Source organism: Dyella psychrodurans, from assembly GCF_003363265.1.
In the GTDB taxonomy this organism is placed as follows: domain Bacteria; phylum Pseudomonadota; class Gammaproteobacteria; order Xanthomonadales; family Rhodanobacteraceae; genus Dyella_B; species Dyella_B psychrodurans.
On record NZ_QRBF01000003.1, the window covers coordinates 423,543 to 440,950 of the forward strand.

11 protein-coding genes are annotated in these 17,408 nt (G+C 60.9%); 7 read left to right on the forward strand and 4 right to left on the reverse strand.

Going from position 1 to position 17,408, the window contains the following annotated elements; genetic code table 11:
• Positions 1-239: 239 nt before the first annotated feature.
• From DWU99_RS11040 to DWU99_RS11050, 3 genes are all read left to right on the forward strand, one after another.
• Positions 240-995 carry an SDR family NAD(P)-dependent oxidoreductase gene (locus tag DWU99_RS11040; protein ID WP_115478069.1) on the forward strand — a complete coding sequence of 252 codons (756 nt, stop codon included), beginning with the start codon at positions 240-242 and terminating at the stop codon, positions 993-995.
• A gap of 84 nt (positions 996-1,079) precedes the next feature.
• On the forward strand, positions 1,080-1,658 hold the full coding sequence (locus tag DWU99_RS11045) for a carboxymuconolactone decarboxylase family protein (RefSeq protein WP_199535768.1): 579 nt from the start codon (positions 1,080-1,082) through the stop codon (positions 1,656-1,658).
• Between the two features lie 213 nt (positions 1,659-1,871).
• Positions 1,872-5,228 carry a hypothetical protein gene (locus DWU99_RS11050; protein ID WP_115478070.1) on the forward strand — a complete coding sequence of 1,119 codons (3,357 nt, stop codon included), beginning with the start codon at positions 1,872-1,874 and terminating at the stop codon, positions 5,226-5,228.
• 55 nt (positions 5,229-5,283) lie between these two features.
• On the opposite strand, the gene DWU99_RS11055 is transcribed toward DWU99_RS11050, so the two are convergent.
• The gene (locus DWU99_RS11055) at positions 5,284-5,811 is read right to left on the reverse strand and encodes a MarR family winged helix-turn-helix transcriptional regulator (protein WP_115478071.1); all 528 of its coding nucleotides are present in this window, start codon (positions 5,809-5,811) and stop codon (positions 5,284-5,286) included.
• A 232-nt stretch (positions 5,812-6,043) separates the two neighbouring features.
• Here DWU99_RS11055 and DWU99_RS11060 point away from each other — a divergent pair, with 232 nt between their 5' ends.
• Genes DWU99_RS11060 through DWU99_RS11075 form a run of 4 tightly spaced genes read left to right on the forward strand, consistent with a single transcriptional unit; the run spans position 6,044 to position 10,881 of the window.
• Entirely contained in the window at positions 6,044-7,129 is a 1,086-nt protein-coding gene (locus DWU99_RS11060) for an HlyD family secretion protein (RefSeq protein ID WP_115478072.1), read from the forward strand.
• The gene (locus DWU99_RS11065) at positions 7,126-8,706 is read left to right on the forward strand and encodes a DHA2 family efflux MFS transporter permease subunit (protein ID WP_115478073.1); all 1,581 of its coding nucleotides are present in this window, start codon (positions 7,126-7,128) and stop codon (positions 8,704-8,706) included. Before DWU99_RS11060 ends, DWU99_RS11065 begins: the two co-directional genes overlap by 4 nt.
• Positions 8,707-8,737: 31 nt before the next feature.
• Positions 8,738-10,312 (forward strand): efflux transporter outer membrane subunit, encoded by a 1,575-nt coding sequence (locus DWU99_RS11070; RefSeq protein WP_199535769.1) that lies wholly within the window; start codon positions 8,738-8,740, stop codon positions 10,310-10,312.
• Positions 10,313-10,335: 23 nt separating this feature from the next.
• The gene (locus DWU99_RS11075; protein ID WP_115478074.1) at positions 10,336-10,881 is read left to right on the forward strand and encodes a MarR family winged helix-turn-helix transcriptional regulator; all 546 of its coding nucleotides are present in this window, start codon (positions 10,336-10,338) and stop codon (positions 10,879-10,881) included.
• 12 nt (positions 10,882-10,893) lie between these two features.
• Here the strand turns inward: DWU99_RS11075 and DWU99_RS11080 are convergent, their stop codons facing one another.
• Genes DWU99_RS11080 through DWU99_RS11090 form a run of 3 tightly spaced genes read right to left on the reverse strand, consistent with a single transcriptional unit; the run spans position 10,894 to position 17,392 of the window.
• Positions 10,894-11,970 carry an acyltransferase family protein gene (locus DWU99_RS11080; protein WP_115478075.1) on the reverse strand — a complete coding sequence of 359 codons (1,077 nt, stop codon included), beginning with the start codon at positions 11,968-11,970 and terminating at the stop codon, positions 10,894-10,896.
• Positions 11,967-14,309 carry a beta-N-acetylhexosaminidase gene (locus tag DWU99_RS11085; RefSeq protein WP_115478076.1) on the reverse strand — a complete coding sequence of 781 codons (2,343 nt, stop codon included), beginning with the start codon at positions 14,307-14,309 and terminating at the stop codon, positions 11,967-11,969. The genes DWU99_RS11080 and DWU99_RS11085 overlap by 4 nt, the downstream gene beginning before the upstream one ends.
• 50 nt (positions 14,310-14,359) lie before the next feature.
• Positions 14,360-17,392: a TonB-dependent receptor plug domain-containing protein gene (locus DWU99_RS11090; protein ID WP_115478077.1), complete on the reverse strand. Its 3,033-nt coding sequence runs from the start codon at positions 17,390-17,392 to the stop codon at positions 14,360-14,362.
• Between the last annotated feature and the right edge of the window lie 16 nt (positions 17,393-17,408).

The following is a 17,408-nucleotide window of genomic DNA, read 5'->3' on the forward strand; positions in this document are numbered from 1 at the left end:
CACGTCGCGAAATACCCCTGCGACGAGCCTTGGAAGCACTCCCGTGGATGGTCCATTTCCCGGCACGCGCGCATGCGGGCTGCTGGCCTTCCCTGCGCGTCAGACAAGGAAAGAGAGCAGCCGTGCAGCCCTATTCCCTTCGCGACTAATTGGTATTCCCCGCAGCTTTCTAGTTGAAGCGCAACGACTCGGCCAAAGTGCGTTCCGTCCAATCTTCCTGACATTGACGGAGTCGCAACATGAATACGAATACTCAAGTCGTTTTGATCACAGGCGCCCTCGCCGGCATCGGTCGCGCCACGGCGATCGCTTTCGCCAAGGAAGGTGCCCGCCTTGTCGTAAGCGGCCGTCGCGAAGAGGCCGGTTACGCGCTCGCCGACGAATTGCGTGCGTTGGGCGCCCAGGCCGAATTCGTTCGCGCCGATGTGCGCTTTGAAGCCGACGTACGCAACCTGATCGATCGCACGGTCGAGCGTTTCGGCCGCATCGATGTGGCCGTGAACAACGCAGGCACCGAAGGCGAGCTGGGTCCTGTCGTGGAACAAACTCCCGAGGCCTACGAAAACACGTTTGCCACCAACGTGCTCGGCACCGTGCTGTCGCTTAAGCACGAGATGCGGGTGATGCTGCCGCAGGGTTCCGGTTCGATCATCAATCTCTCATCCATTGCCGGCCAGGTCGGCATTCCCGGTGCCGCGGTCTACGCCGCCAGCAAGCACGCGGTCGAAGGACTCACCAAGAGCGTTGCACTGGAAGGCGCCGCGGCCGGCGTGCGCGTGAATGCAGTGGCGCCAGGCCCGGTAGCGACGGACATGCTGGACCGGTTCTCCGGCGGCAATGAAGAAGCGAAGGCGAATTTCCTCAACTCGATGCCTGCCAAGCGCGCCGCGACGGTTGACGAAATCGCCCAGACCATTCTTTTCCTCGCGAGCGACAAGGCCCGTTATCTCACCGGTCAGCGCATCGCGGTCGATGGCGGCTACACGGCGCAGTGATACACCGCGTTACAACGCCAGGCAACGAAAGAACGTTCGCTACTTCTCTCTCATCACCCACTTTCACACCCGAGGATACGTCCCATGACCATCAATGCCTTCCAGGTTCACGACATTGCCACGGCCCCCGCGGGCTCGGCAGATATTTTGAAGAGCGTGCAGGACGCGTGGAGTTTCGTTCCCAACCTGCATCGCATCCTCGCCGAAAGTCCCGCTGCGCTTGAAGCCTATGCAACGTTGTGGACGATCGCCGAGAAGACCAGCTTCACGCCCGTGGAGCGCAACGTCGCTTACCTTTCGATCATCTACGAGAACGAGTGTGTCTACTGCATGGCTGGCCACACCAACTTGTCGCGGATGGCCAAGGTCGACGATGCCGCGATTAACGCGGTACGCGATGGTCGCCCGATCGCCGATGCCAAGCTGGAAGCTCTTCGGCGTTTTGCCGCCCAGGTGACGCGTCAGCGCGGTGTCGTGAGCCCGTCCGATGTCGACGCGTTCAAGGCGGCAGGTTATGACAACCGCGCCATGCTGGATGTGCTTGTGCTCGCCGCCACCAAGCTCATTTCCAACTACACCAATCATCTGGCCGATACGCCGCTCGACGCTTTCATGAAGGGCGCGGAATGGAAGGCTCCCGGCAAGCTCAAGGCTGTTGCCTGATCGCTCCGATCGAGTGACTCCGTATCTGTTCTACTGCGGCTACGGAGTCACTCGATAGTAATGACCGGGATAGTTCATCACGAACCAATAAGTGTCATAACAGCCATCTTTGCGTATCGCCGAGGCTGTCATCTGCATCTGACGCGTTGTGCACGTCGTCTTTGATAGTGTGGTCTGAATCACTGCCACTGCGTAGGACGCAGAGGGGGTTTTATGGCCGCGATTAATGTTCTTGTCGTGGGTGATGGCCCTTACCTGGCAAACAATCCTCCTCAGGATGGCATCAATTTTGCCCCGAGCCAGGACACGACGGACGACACCTTCACCGTCTCGGAATTTCTCTATCTCCTGACGCACGGTTCGGCCGTGTCCATTGCGGTGGATACGGCGCATCGGCGCAACGACCCCAACGCCACCTTCCAGAACTTCGTCTTTACTACCGCAAGCATCGGCAAGTACGACGTGCTCTGGCTGATCGGTTATGAAGGATGGAATTATCGCGATCCACCGGCCGGCGGTGCGATCGGCGCATCGGAAGTGGCCGCCATCACCGCATTCATGGACGCGGGTGGCGGCGTGTTTGCGACGGGCGATCATGCAGGCATGGGTTCGTTCATGGGCGGCAGCATTCCGCGTGTCCGCACGATGCGCAAATGGTTTGCACGCACGCAGGATCTTCCAGCAGGTTACCCCTCCACGGCGACCGACTATGCAGGCAACAGCGTTACGTCGCTCAATTGGCCGGGCGTTTCCAACAATCCCAATCCTGGAATGGGGCGCGCCGACACCCTGGTCATGAATCCAAGCGACACGACGTCGCAGTATCAGTTCGACGATCAGTCGGACAACATTCCGCAACAGCTCGCCTTTCCCAACAACATCGTCCATCCGATTTTGGAAGGTGCCACGGGATCGCTATCGCGCTATCCCGATCACATGCATGAAGGCGAAGTGGTCACGCCGAGCGATCTAAGCGCGACCATGACCGTCAATGCGCAAACCTACACGGAATACCCTGCCGTTGGCGGCTTTCAGCCGGCTCCCTCGGTCGTGGCGACCGGCACGATTGCCGGCGGTCACAGCACCGTGGTGGAAGGTTCGCAGTGCGAGCAGAACAACTTCACAACCGACACGACGCTGACCACGGCAGGAACGATCGGCATCCTGTGCGCTTATGACGGCCGTGGCTCCAACGTCGGACGCATCGTCACCGATTCGTCGTTTCATCACTATCTCGACCTGAACCTGGTGGGCGACCCTTGCGGCAGTTCGCCGGATCGCATGGCCGGTTTCGGTACCGCCTTGTCGGTACCCGCCAGCGGCAGCGTGCTCGCCGACTTGCAGGCGTTCTACGTCAATACGGCCATCTGGCTCGCCCGCCCCACCAAGAACTTCTATTTCGTGGTCGACAAGAGCACGTTCGGATACGACGAGGCCTCCGCAGGAAGCACGTTCCCTCTTTTTGCGAACACGTTCTGGCTGGTCGTGGACGGTTACAACCTGAGTCAGGTACAGGCCGCCATCAGTGCCCATGCCCTCACGCTTGGCGGTCCCTTCAGCGGCATCAACGGAATCACCATCACACCGGGTACTCCGATTGCCACGCAGGCGTTGCGCGTTTTGATTCCCTACAGCGTGCAATTCTCCGGCCCCGCCATGAGCGCCTTCCCCGGAACGAATGGAAATCCCGTGGAGAAGCTGCTGCAGGCGGGCATCGCGGTTGCCGGCAATGAGTACACGGCAGAAACGACCTTTGAACTGGTGGCGGGTGCCGACCCGTATTTCGAGAACGTCAATCCTCAACAGAACAATGTTTTCTATCTGAGCCAGGATCTGTGCGTTTTCACCATCAACCCGGATTCGAACCCTTCGGTGCCGGGAATCCCGGTGACGTTCAGCACCAGCAACCCGAAGGGGCAGGATCCTGGCGCCGCGAGCACGTTCATCGAGGGCGTGCTCAAATACATGAACGGCTCCACGACATTTACCGATGCGGGCAATAGCGACCCGTTTTCGCATTTCCCCAGTCCGGTGATTGCCACGGGCGATTCATCCGTCACGCCGAGTTCGAACGGCATCACCAATTACAACTTCGCCATCGCCCGTGTACGACTGAGCGGACCGACGGGAACCAGCGCCAATCCGGTCAAAGTGTTCTTTCGGTTGTTCCTTACTCAAACCAACGACACGGATTACCAGCCCGCCACGTCATATCTCAGCACACTCGACACCAGCGGGTTTCCGGATCAGCCGCAGTCGGCGCCGGATGGAGAATCGGTACCGTTCTTTGCAAGCGGATCGAGCGCCGGCGACTACGGAACGGGCGGCGTCAACGTTCACTCCATCACGGTCGACGCAACCGGCGAAACGTCGATGTATTTCGGTTGCTTCCTGGATGTCTACAGCGGCACCTACAACTGGAAAGCGCGCGGCTCGCATCATTGCCTGGTGGCGCAGATTGCCTACGACGGTGCACCGATCATCAACGCCAACGGCATTACCCTGGGGCCGAACAATTCGGACAAACTCGCGCAGCGCAACCTGCAGATCACGCCGTCGGGCAACCCCGGTGGACCGGCCGCGCATCGCATACCGCAGACGTTCGATGTGCGTCCCAGCCCGCCGATAAGCACGACAGGCGGCACGCTGCTGGATTATCCCGACGAGTTGATCATCGACTGGGGCAACACGCCGGTCGGAAGCACGGCGACCATTTACTGGCCGCAAGTGCAGGCTTTAGAAGTGGTACGGATGGCCAGACGACTGTATGGCACCGACGAGTTCACACTCGCAGACCCGTCCACACTGCAATGCACCGTCAAAGGTGGCGCGACGTGCGTGCCTATTCCCAGCGGAAGTGGACCGCGGTTTGCAGGACTGTTCACCGTCGATTTGCCCGCCGGCGTCAAGGTAGGGCAAGAGTTCAACATCGTCGTGCGGCGATTCTCCACGCGTCGCGCCGGCAACGATGGCACTATCGGGATCATACAAAATCTCCCACGCACTGCCGCTACGGCAACGGCGACCACGACGGAGGCAGTAGCCAGAACAAATATCCAACGCAACTGGCGATATGTGGTCGGGACTTTCCAGGTGAAGATTCCCGTCGCGGGTGAAGACATTCTTCTACCGGCCGAGGAAAACCTCTATGCCATCGTGCTGTGGCGACTCAACCAGTTGTCGCCCACCGATCGTTGGTATCCGGTCCTGCAACGATATCTTTCGTATATCGCCGGGCGCGTCACGGCATTCGGAGGAAATCCAATAACTATTCTTCCGTCGCCGACCGGCGTCCCCCAACCCGTGGGAATCGGAGAGCATCATCACAGGCACGAAGCGGAGGAATTCACCGGCAAGGTGGAAGGATTGTTGTACGACCGCTTCGGCGACTTCGAAGGATTCCTCCTGCGCACGGAGCACGGTCACGAGCACAGGTTCCACGCTACCGAGCACGAGATCGAAGAAAGAGTGCACTACGCCTGGACGGATCGCATCGTTATCTCGGTGCGGGTGCACAAGGATCATCCATCGATACCTGTATCGATCATTCTGCGCCGCAGGCCGCATTAAGCTCGCGCAAAGATCGGTCCTTGAATTCCCTGCCGCTACGGCGGGGATGCGTGAGTTACTGCTTGGCTTCTTCGTCGACGACTTTCAGGAAGCCATCTCTCAGGCGTACGAACAGGCTTTGAAACAGGGCAATTTCTTCCGGCGCAAGACCGGAGAACGCCTTCTGGATCCGGCTCGCATTGAGATCCATCGCACTGGTGAAAATGTCCTTGCCTTTCTTCGTGAGTGTGGCGAGCAGGCGACGACGATCCTGCTCATCGCCGACAGATTGCACGAAGCCTTCCTGCTCCAGCGAATACATCATCGCGGAGACGGTTGCGCGTTTGACCTTCAACGTCGCAATGATTTCCTGATGCGGAACCGGGCGGCCACCGGCGCCCCACAGCAATGCGAGCGTCTGAAACCGCGCGGGCGAACCGGCCGTGCTTTCCAGCCACCCGTTCAACACGTTGGTGATCTGCTGGCTGGCCGACTTGAGCGTGAACACCATCTCCATCCGCTGGGCGGCCGCGACGGGGAAGCGCTGCAGATAGGCCGCACGAAGAGAGGGGGTCGGAAAGTTCGTCTGATCGCTGGAATCCATGTCTTTCAAAGAGTTACCTCGCCCCGGAACGATCCGATAGTGGATTGTATGGTACGTGACAAGCGGCTTTGGCCGCGACTGGCGGAGGAAAAAGTAGCGGCATAGAAATACTACGTCCCCTAATTGTATGGCAGTTGACTTATTTGTTAGGCACCACTATTGTTCGTCTCCATACAAATTACGGCATGACTCGCGATCGGCGCAAGTCAGCCCGGAACTGGAGGAGTGGGTCATGAGCAACACCGAAACACAGGAGACGGCAGCGCCCCAGCCTGCGCGGCGCCCCCTGCCCCGCAAAACCCGGATCGCGATGATCGTGGCCGCGGCGCTATTGGTCGTCAGCGGCGTGGCCTACGCCGTCATGGCGGGCCGCGACATTTCCACCGACGACGCCTATACGGATGGCCGCGCGATCACCGTCGCCCCGCATGTGGCCGGGTACGTTTCCGAACTCGATGTCACGGACAACCAGTTCGTCCATCAGGGCCAGGTGCTAGTGCGGATTCAGTGCACGGACTACCTCGCCGCACGCGACCATGCCCGCGGTGCGCTGGAATCGGCGCAAGGACAGTTGGCGGCCGCGCAGGCGGATCTCGATCTGGCCAGGATCACCTACCCCGCCAAATACGCCGCGGCCGAAGCCACGCTGACCACGGAACGCGCGAATCTTTTCAAAGCGCAGTCGGAATTCCTTCGTCAGCACGATATCCCGAAGGAAGCCACCACCTCGCACGATATCGATTTCGCCACCGCCACGCGAAACGCGGCAGCAGGCGACGTGGCGCAGGCCGAAGCGCAATCGCGCATCGCCAAGCCGGTCGATATCAACATTGCCGAAACCCAGGCGCACGTCGAACAACTGCAAGGCGACGTCAAGCGCGCGCAGGGCGATCTCGACCAGGCCAGGCTCAATGTCGGCTGGTGCGATGTCACCGCGCCGCAGGATGGCTGGATCACCAAGCGCGGCGTCGAAAAAGGCGACTACGTGCAGACCGGCCAGCAACTGTTCGCCATCGTCAGTCCGGAAGTGTGGGTCACCGCCAACTTCAAGGAGACGCAGCTCGCCCATATGCGTCCCGGACAGCATGTGTCGATCGAGGTCGACGCCTATCCGAGCCTCAAGCTGAAAGGCCACGTCGACAGCATCCAGGCCGGTTCGGGCGGCAAGTTCACCGCGTTCCCGGCGGAAAATGCCACCGGCAATTTCGTGAAGATCGTGCAGCGCGTGCCGGTGAAGATCGTGATCGACTCCGGCCTGGATGCGAAGCAGCCGCTGCCGCTCAACCTTTCGGTCGAACCGACGGTAGAACTGCAATGAGCGCCGCCTCCGCTGCCCATGATGTCGCATGGAAGCCGCGCGGCAATCCGTGGCTGATCGCGGTGGTGGTGACGCTCGCGGCGTTCATGGAAATTCTCGACACCACCATCGTCAACGTCGCGCTGCCGCATATTGCCGGCAGCCTGTCGAGCAGTCCTGACGATGCTACTTGGACGCTCACTTCGTACCTCGTCGCCAACGGCATCGTGCTCACCATTTCCGGTTGGCTGGGTACGGTGATCGGAAGAAAGCGCTACTTCATGATCTGCATCGCGATGTTTACGGTGTGCTCGCTGCTCTGCGGCGTGGCGCAAAGTCTGCCGCAGCTGATCGTGTTCCGTTTGCTGCAAGGTTTCTTCGGCGGCGGCCTGCAACCCAACCAGCAGGCGATCGTGCTGGATTCGTTCGACCCGCGCAAGCGCGGTGCGGCCTTCGCCATCACCGCGATTGCCACGGTGGTCGCGCCGGTGCTCGGTCCCGTGCTCGGCGGCATCATCACGGATAACGCGTCCTGGCGCTGGATCTTCTTCATCAACGTTCCGGTGGGCCTCTTTGCGCTCTTTGCAGTCAATGCTCTCGTGGACGATCCGCCGTGGGCGGTCAAGCGGAAACGGTCGGTCGATTACATCGGTCTCGCGCTGATCACCCTGGGCCTGAGCTGCCTGCAAGTGATGATGGATCGCGGCGAAGACGAAGGATGGTTCCAATCGCCCTTCATCGTGCACATGGCCATCATTGCGGGCGCGGGCCTTGTGGGTGCGGTGCTGTGGCTGTTGATGGCGAAAAAGCCGATCGTGAACCTGGATGTGTTCAAGGATCGCAACTTTGCCATCAGCAGCATCCTGATCGTCGGCATGGGTTCGATTCTCTACGGCACTGCCGTGCTCATCCCGCAACTTGCGCAGACGACGCTCGGCTACACCGCAACGCTGGCAGGACTGGTACTCGCACCGGGCGGCCTGGTGATCATCTTCCTCATTCCCTTCGTGGGACGCCTGATGAAGGTGGTGCAGCTGCGTTATCTGATTGCAACAGGTTTCGGCGTGATGGTGATGGCGCTGTGGTACTCCAACACGCTGGCTCCCAACGTCGACTTTCATACGCTCGTGGCCATGCGCAGTTTTCAGACGGCGGGCCTCGGATTCCTGTTCGTGCCGATCAGCATCATGGCGTATCACAGCCTGCCCAAGTCGCTGGGCGCGGATGCATCGTCGCTGTTCGTTATGTTCCGCAATGTTTCCGGTTCGATCGGCATTTCGATTGCAACCGCACTCGTCTCGGAACGCACGCAGGCCAGCCAGGCGCATTTGTCGACGTGGCTGACGTCGTACAACCAGTCGTTCAACGCGCTGATTGCTCAGAACGAAGCCACGTTGCGTGCACTCGGTCGCGCGGCAAGCACGCTCCACAGCGACGCTGTTGCCTACACCTTCCAGACCATGCTGCACCAGGCATCCATCCTGGCCTACAGCGATGTCTTCATCTACTGCGCCGTGCTGGCCGTCGCGATGGCGCCCATTTCGATGTTTCTTTCACCGGTCAAGGACGGCGGTCATTCGTCCGCGCCCGTGCACTGACGGCCATTCGAATCAACTGAGGATCAACGTCATGAACGTCTTCAAATATCAGATGATAGCGGCCGCCATATTGCTGGCCGGATGCACGGTGGGCCCGAACTTCACGCGGCCCGATGCGAAACTGCCAGGCGCGTGGTGTGGCGCGCGGTGCGAGGCAAAGCAAGCGGTTCCGAGCCAAACGGCACCTGCGCCGATGAGCACGGCGTGGTGGACGTCGTTCAATGATCCGGAGCTGGTCAGGCTGGAAGAACGTGTCGCCGATGCCAACCTGGATCTCAAAGTGGCATCGCTCCGGCTCGCCGAAAGCCGCGCCGAGCGCTCGATCACGGCCGCCGATGAATACCCGACCGTCGACGGCAATGCGAGTGCGGTGCGCGAGCGCGCAAGCGCCAATGGCGTGACGAGCATTGCCGGTGCGCTGACTCAATCGACCCATGCAGCGACGGCGGCCAATGGAACCGGGGCCGGTGTATCTGTCAGCCCTTCGGGCCACAACGGTTCGTCGGGCTCTGCACCGTTCAATCTTTTCCAGGCGGGCTTCGATGCATCGTGGGAACTCGATCTGTGGGGTCGTGTACGTCGCGAAGTGGAAGCGGCCGATGCGTCGGTGGATGCGCAGGCCGATGCGCGTCGCGATCTGCTGATGTCGACCATGGCCGAAGTGGCGCGCGACTATATCCAGCTGCGCGGCACGCAAACCGACTACGCCATTACGCTCGACAACCTCAAGGCCGCCAAGGATGCCGAGCGCGTGACGCGCGAACGACAGGCGAACGGTCTTGCTACCGAGCTGGATGTCGCTGAGGCCGCCTCGCAGGTATCGGCCGAAAACGCGATCCTGCCGCAACTTGCGCAGCAGGAAGACGAAACCATCAACCGCCTGAGTTTCCTGCTTGGCCAGGCGCCAGGTGCACTGCGCACCGAGCTTGAGGAAACCAAACCCGTACCGCCTACTCCGCCGGTGGTGCCCGTGGGCATTCCTTCGGACCTCGCTCGCCGCCGCCCCGACATTCGCGAGGCGGAAGCATCCCTGCATCAAGCCACCGCGGAAATTGGCGTTGCGAAAGCCGACTTCTATCCGAGCATCACGCTCTCGGGCAGCGGCAGCTTGCAGGCGTTGCAGTTCAGCCAGCTCGGAAACTGGAGCTCGCGTCAGTTTTCCATTGGCCCCTCGATCAGCCTGCCTATCTTCGAAGGCGGCCGGCTGAAGGCGACGCTCAATCTCCGCAAGGAGCAACAGCAGGAAGCCGCCGTGAATTACCAGCGTGTCGTTCTGTCTGCATGGCATGAGATCGACAATTCGCTGACGCAGTACTCCTCCCAGCAAGAGCGCCACGATCAGCTCGCCGCGGAAGTGCAGGACAACCAGAAGGGGCTCCGTCTGGCGCAAGCCCAATACACCGCCGGCACGGGATCGTTCCTGCAGGTGCTCGATGCGGAACGCCGTCTGCTCGCCTCGCAGCAGGATCTCACCGACAACACCACGCAGATCTCCACCACGCTGGTTTCCCTGTACAAGGCGCTGGGCGGCGGTTGGGAATCGACCTATCCGGACACCGCGTCCAACGACAAGGTCGCGTCATCGGCACAGGCACCACGCTCCTAGAGCGTTCACCGGAGCGATGATTCATGAGCAAGCATCTTTCCGATGAATGGGGCAAGGGAACGCCAAACTCGACGTCACCCGAACACGAAACGGCCGGCACGACGACTCAGACCGAAGCCGATGCGCTCTACAAAATGGCGGAGGTCAGCCGCGTCCTGAGGAGCGCGACCTCCACCATCGAGAAGCTCGCGCACCTGGTTTCGGGAACGAGCGATCTCACGCTTATGCACTGCCTCGTGCTGGTTCACCTGTCGAAGGCAGCCACCTGCAAACAACTGGAACTGAAGTCCGCCACGGGCATTCCTCCGGCCCATCTGACGAAGCTGTTGGACGAACTCGCTCACCGTGGCCTTGTCAGGCGCATCCGGTCGTCGTGGGACCGCCGACAGATCATCCTGGCACTGACGGAGCCTGGACGGGAAACCGCGCTGCGCCTGTTGACGTCACTGCACAAGCTCGCCGACAAGACGCAGCTCGACGAAATCGAACGCCTCGGCTCCTCGCTGGAACATTTTGTCTCCACCACCGAGAACGACGCACGGCTCGACGGTAAAGGTGAAGAAGACTAATCAGCCCGCGCATCAAAGCTTCAGGTAAATGCGGCGACGATCCATAAGCAGAACGATCAGCCACCAGAGGACCACGAAGGCGACGGCATAGGCGAGCGACGCCATACGCGGATCGAACTGCCACTGTGTCGATGCGCGGGTGAGCAACGAGGTGAACGTATCTTGCAGGCCGCTTGCCGGTATCACCGTCTGCATGGCTTCCGCGCCGGCGTAAGCGGCAATCGCATTGACGCCGAAGCGACGCCCCACCGGCGCCCAGCCGCGTTCGTCGACCAGGTAATGGAAAAGCCAGGTGGCAAGCATCGCAAGGCCGGCCGTCCAGAGCGAGAACGACGATGTCCAGAGATTCTTGTTGAAGGGAAGCCAGTACGACCAGATCCACGCCATCACGATGGATACGGCTCCCGCGACCAGCAGGTTGCGAACTTGCCGGTGGCGGAGCCAGGTGCCCGCGCACAGACCGAGCAATGTCGTCGCCAGCGCGGACAGCGTGGACAGCAATCCTTCGGGGTCGTGGCCGTGTCCGGTTGCCGCGTCGAGCTGGTACACCGCGTGTCCGAAGATGGCAGTGTCGACGCGGTCGACGATGTTGACCCAGCGGTCCAATGTTCCTCCGGCCAGCAGCAGGCCCCAATAGCCGAGCAGAAGCACGGCGATGGCTGTCCACCACGTGCGTGGCTTTGTATAGACCGCGAACAGGCTGACTCCCGCAAAACACAAGCCGATGCGCTGCAGCACACCCGGTATGCGCAGGTATTCGCCCGGCGTAAGCAACTTGTCGAACAGGTGAAGTGCCAGTCCGAGCAGCACGATACGCATGGCTCGCACCATGGCACCGCCGACCAGCTTTGCCTGCGACGCACCCTGTTCTAGCTTTGGTTGAAAGGCCAAAGCAGTGGACACGCCAACGATAAATAGAAAGAACGGAAAAATCAGGTCCGTGGGCGTGCAACCATTCCATACGGCGTGTTCAAACGGCCAGTAAGTGTGGGCATCGTCGAGGCCGGGATCGTTCACCAGCAGCATCGCCGCGACGGTGCATCCCCTGAGTGCATCGATGGATGAAAGACGGCCCTGGATGGCGCTCATGGACTTCCCTTCGCCGATGCAGTGCCGGCGGTATGTAGCTGCAAGCGGGCCACGCCGTAGTAAGGATCGTGCGGCGAGGCGGTGGTGAGTACGCATATGGCGTGAGTGCCATGCATGGGAGGAACGCTGGCTTTGAGCGCGAACGTGCTGGGCGAGCTTGCCGGATCGGGCAGCGGGACGGTCGCAAAGGCCGGGCCGTCGCAGCGATCGGCGCGCAACTCCATCTCGCCATGCGGCGTTGCCGCTTTGCGCTGCACGATCAGGGTCGCATCGTGCGCAAGGGCCACGTTGCGAGGAAGGCGCGCCAGGCCGACGTCGATGCTGCGCACGCCGTCGAGCGGGATGGCATTGGAAAGCCGGCAGCTGTCGAAGTTGTTGATGGTGTAGACGGGCGCCATGGAGGTCGCGTCGGGTGTGGGCTGCGCGCGCATTTCGTCGACGTTGGGTGTCGGACATGCGGACAACTCGTTGCCGGCCACACTGCGCAGGCTTTCGTCGTCGATCACGCGCTCGCGCGGCTGGGAAAGCGCCTGACCCGCATTCGTCATGGTAACCGCGCGCACCCTGGTAGGCAGCTTGACGGTGAAGGGAGCTTTGTAGATGGGCGAGTTGGCATCCGGCGATGTGCCGTCCACCGTGTAGCGTATCGTTTCGCCGCCGACCTGATTGGACAACGTCACCGTCGTGGTGCCCGTGGCCAGCGCCTGCTGTCGACTCACATCGATGTTCACCGCGAACGCGCTATCGGCGTAGTGAATGTCCTGACGGCGGTATCGATCCAATTGTCCGGAAAGGCGCGTCAGGAAGCTTTGCCAATTCTGTTCGCCTGCCGGCGTCCACACGATTTCCGCGACAGCGTCCAGGCGCGGAAAGATGGCGTGTTGCAGGTGCGCATCGCTTGGCATGTGCTCGGTCCACACATTGGCCTGCGCACCGAGGATACGCTGCGCCTGTTGCGGCGGCAGTCCCTTCGGCGCCACCCGGAAGGTGTAGACGCTTTGCAGGCTTCGCACCGGCAGGCGGCCGGCGGTTTCGTCGTCGCGCGAACTCTGCACGTAATCCAGATAAAGATAGGGATCGGGCGCGACCACGACATCGTGCCCGGCATGGATCGCCTTCTCGACACCGCTGGTGCCGCGCCACGACATGACGGCGGCATCGCCGGGAACACCGCCTTCGAGAATTTCATCCCAGCCGATCAGGTGTCGGCCGTGATCATGCAGGTACTGCCCAAGCCGACCCATGAACCAGCTTTGCAACTGCTCGGCATTCTTCAGCCCGAATGCGCGCATCTTTGCCTGCACCGCTGGCGAGGCATTCCATTGGTCCTTGATGGCCTCGTCGCCGCCGAGATGAATATAGCGAGACGGGAACAGCGCCATCACTTCGTCCAGCACGTTTTGCAGGAAGTGCAGCGTGTTGTCGTCCGCGTTGTAGAGATAAGGATTGATGCCCCAATCGGCGGACACGGTGGGACGCTCGCCCGTTACGCCGAATTGCGGATAAGACGCCACAGCCGCCTGCGCGTGGCCGGGCATGTCCAGCTCGGGCACGATGGTGATGTGCCGTGCCTGCGCATAGGCAACGACTGCCCGTATCTGATCCTGCGTGTAATAGCCGCCGTAACGGGCAAGCTCGCCGTTCTTACCGGCGTCGGGCGGCGTACGCCACGCGCCGATGCGCGTCAGCTCGGGGTAGCGCTTGATCTCGATGCGCCAGCCCTGGTCGTCGGTGAGATGCCAGTGCAGCGTGTTGAGCTTGTGCAAGGCCATCTGGTCGAGGATGCGTTCGATCTCCTCGACGCTCTGCTTGTGTCGCGCCGAATCGATCATCAAGCCGCGCCACGCGAATTGCGGCCAGTCTTCGATGTGCACCGCAGGCGCGGCGAATGTGCTGCCCTTCTGGTTCGCGGTCAGCAATTGCCACAGGGTGACGGCGCCGTAGTAGAGGCCGCTTTCGTCGCGCGCCACGATGCGCGCCTCACCGGGCGACACATCCAGCACGTAACCTTCCGATGAGGTCACCCGTGCATTCGCGTCAAGCCGAATGACGATGATGCTTGCCCCTGCGGCGGCCCGCTCCGGTGTCGCCAGTCCTTCGACGACAGGCAGAGACGGGCCGCCCATTCGCGCCAGCATGTCCGAGAACGCATGGGCCACGCGAAGCCCCGCGGTGTCGGACGGAGCGACGCGAAGCGTCGTCCCGGGCCCGACCAGCAATTGCCCCTGATGCTGATCCACCTTCGAGGGCAGGGGAATCAGCGGCAGCTCGCTGCCTCCGGCGAATGCCAGGCACGAAAAGGAAAAAAGTACGCTGAACAGAGCGGCGCGGACTCTCATGGTCAATGGCGATACCTGTGCGGCAACGAAGACATCATTAGGCGGCTTGCTCAGAACTTCTGCGTGTACCGTAGGTACACGAGGCGTCCGTAGTCATACGCAGGGTTGTACACATAATTGGCGTCGAATCCGTTGTAACTGCCGTAAGCGTAGGGACCCACGCGGTTGAAGATGTTGTTGGCGCCGATGGCGATGGTGGCGTGCCACGGCGCCTTCCAATACACCTGCAGATCGTGGAACGTTACCGACGGCACCTGCTGCATCGGCGTAACGCCGACGCCTTGCGTGTAGTAGTTCGGAAGCTGGCAAGGCACGGCGCTGTCGAGCACGTTGTAGCAGGCGTCCTTGAGCGGCGAGAAATAGCGCGCTGTCCATTGCGCGCCGAAGTTGTGGTATTCCCACGACAACGACAGGTTGGAACGCACGCGCCAGTTGGAGAGCATGCCGGCCTCGTAACTCACCGGCACGCCCGGATATTGCAGCACGTTGAAGTACGTGATGTAGGTGGAGTGCGAATCGATCTTGAACTGTCCGAAAGAAAATTTCGGCAGCGTATACGACAGGTCGACATCGTACCCCGCCGTGTCCATGTAGCCCTGATTCTCCGCGCCCATGAACAGATTGCTGACCTGGAAGTTGTCGGAAGCATTGCGCTGGAACAGGGCGCAGTCCGCGGCGATGCCCAATTCGTAGCAATTATCCAGCACCTCATTAGGCTGGATGCTCGAAATGACATGGCGGACGATGTACTTGTACCAGTCCACCGTGGCATTGAAGCCCGTCAGGAAACTTGGGCTGTAGACAAAACCGATCTGCGTACTGCTGGATGTCTCCGGCTTCAGCTTGGGATTGCCGCCTTGTATGAAGGGCCCATACACAGGAATGTTGCCCGGCGTGGTGATCAATTGGCCCGGCGATTGTTCCTGTCCGAAACCGTTGGCGTACTCGGCGCCCAACCCCGCTGCGGTCAACGCAGCCACGCTCAAGGCCGGTTGCCCGCCAACGCCGTTGACGCAGTTTTTCGCCACCGTGGCGTTGTAGCGGGCGAGGCCGTAGGTGACATCGCAAGGATCGGTGTAATACGGATACGTCGTCGTATTGCCCGCGTAGAGGTCCGCCACCGTCGGCGCGCGGAAGCCGGTGCCATAGCTGGCGCGAACCAGAAGATCGTTGAACGGCTTCCAGGTGAGCTTGTAGGAGCTGTTGTTGGTATTGCCGAAGTTGTTGTAATGCGAAAAGCGCTTTGCAATGTCCAGGTTCAACGACTGCGCACCGGGAAGATCCTTCAGCAACGGCACGTTGACTTCGCCGTACGCCTCGCTGACGTTGTAGCCGCCATGCGTCGGCTGACCCGCAAGATTGGTGGTGAGACCTTCGGACGACGCAGTATCCGGCGTATCGAAACCGGAAATGTTGCGATGAGAGATGCCCATCGCGACGTTCAGGTCGCCCGCCGGCAGTTCGTAGATATCACCGCTAATGTCGGCCTGCGGTCCTTTTTCCGTACTGCCATACACTTCGTGGCCGAAGGCCTCGATGTAATGCAGCATCGACGAGGTGTAGCCGCCCGGACCGGCAAGCACATTCAGCGGCACGCAACCCGCGATGACGTTGCCCGGCGTACCGCACTCCACCACACCATTGGACGCCACAAAGGAAGGACCCAGCGCATTCACGAGATTGGGCAGATAGAGGTTGCCCGAGGTGTAAATGTTGCCTTCGTACTTGGTCGCGTAATAGTAGGCATCCCAATTGAACATATGGGTGCCCACGTTGAAGGAACCGTCCAGGCCGAGGTTGTAACGGAAATTGGTGTCCTTGTTGGCCGTGATGCGCGGCATTTCGATCAGGTAGCGCTGGAAGGACACGTCCTGCGGCGTCTGGCCTGGCGAGTTGTACGGGTTGTAGTAACTCTGCGCCGACAGCATCGGATTGGTGAACTGCGGCGCCTGCGGATCGGAGATGCCCGGCGTCGACAGCGGAAGGCCACCCAGCATGGAGGTATTGCCCTGCCGGTTGTAGCTGGCGGAGAAATCCGCCGTGATGTTGTCCGTGATGTCGTAATGACCCTGGGAGAACAGGTTCTTCATGCTCGTCGCGCTTAGCAACGAGTACTGATAGTTGTAGTTGTAGGTGTCGCCCGGTGCCACCACGTCGCCGTTGGAGCCCAGGGTCGGCGGAACCTGCACGTGATAGTTGTTGAAATTGCGCGGATCGCCGCCGTTGTTCAGCACCAGCGTGTTGCCGCTGGGGTCGTTGAGGATCTGACCGAACGCGCCTTGCGTCTGAAATGCGTCATAAGGGAATTTGCAGCTCAGCGGACAGGCGCTCCAGTTGCGGTCCGCGGCATTGATCATGTCCTGATTCTGGTACTGCGCCGTCAGCATGATGGAACCGTGCTGATAGGTCTTGCCGATCGTCAACGCATATTGCTGCTGCGTACCATCGTGGCCCGGTTGGTATTGGCCGTCGTAAGTATCGAGCTGCGCGCCGTTGAAGTTTTTCTTGGTGACGATATTGATGACGCCGGCGATGGCGTCCGAGCCGTATACCGCCGAAGCGCCGTCCGCCAGCACGTCGACGTGATCGATGATGGACACGGGAATGGTGTCGAGATTGGTAAGGCCGGTGTAGGACGTTCCCACGCGCCTGCCGTCGATCAGCACGAGGGTACGCTCGGCACCAAGGCCGCGCAGATCGACGAAGCTTCCCCCGGCATCCGGACCCGAATCGTACGGATCGGATTTGCTCATCTCCGATGAGCTGTTGCCCGCCGTCAGGTTCTGCAGGAACTGGCCGACCGTGGCAAAGCCCTGCTTCTGGATGTCCTGCGCCGTGATGGTCACCACCGGCTGCGCGGTTTCCACATCCACGCTGCGGATCAGCGAGCCGGTCACCTGTACGCCTTGCAGGGTCTTGGCGGTCGCGCTTGCTTGCGACGATGCCTGATTCGAACCGGCCGCCTGCTGCGGCGCGGTCGATGACGAAGCATCTTGCGCAAACGCCGTACCGGCATACATCGCCACGCCGCCCAGCACAGCGCAAATCAGTACAGGCAATGGCCTCTTTCGTTGCTTGATCATGTTCCCTCCCCAATCT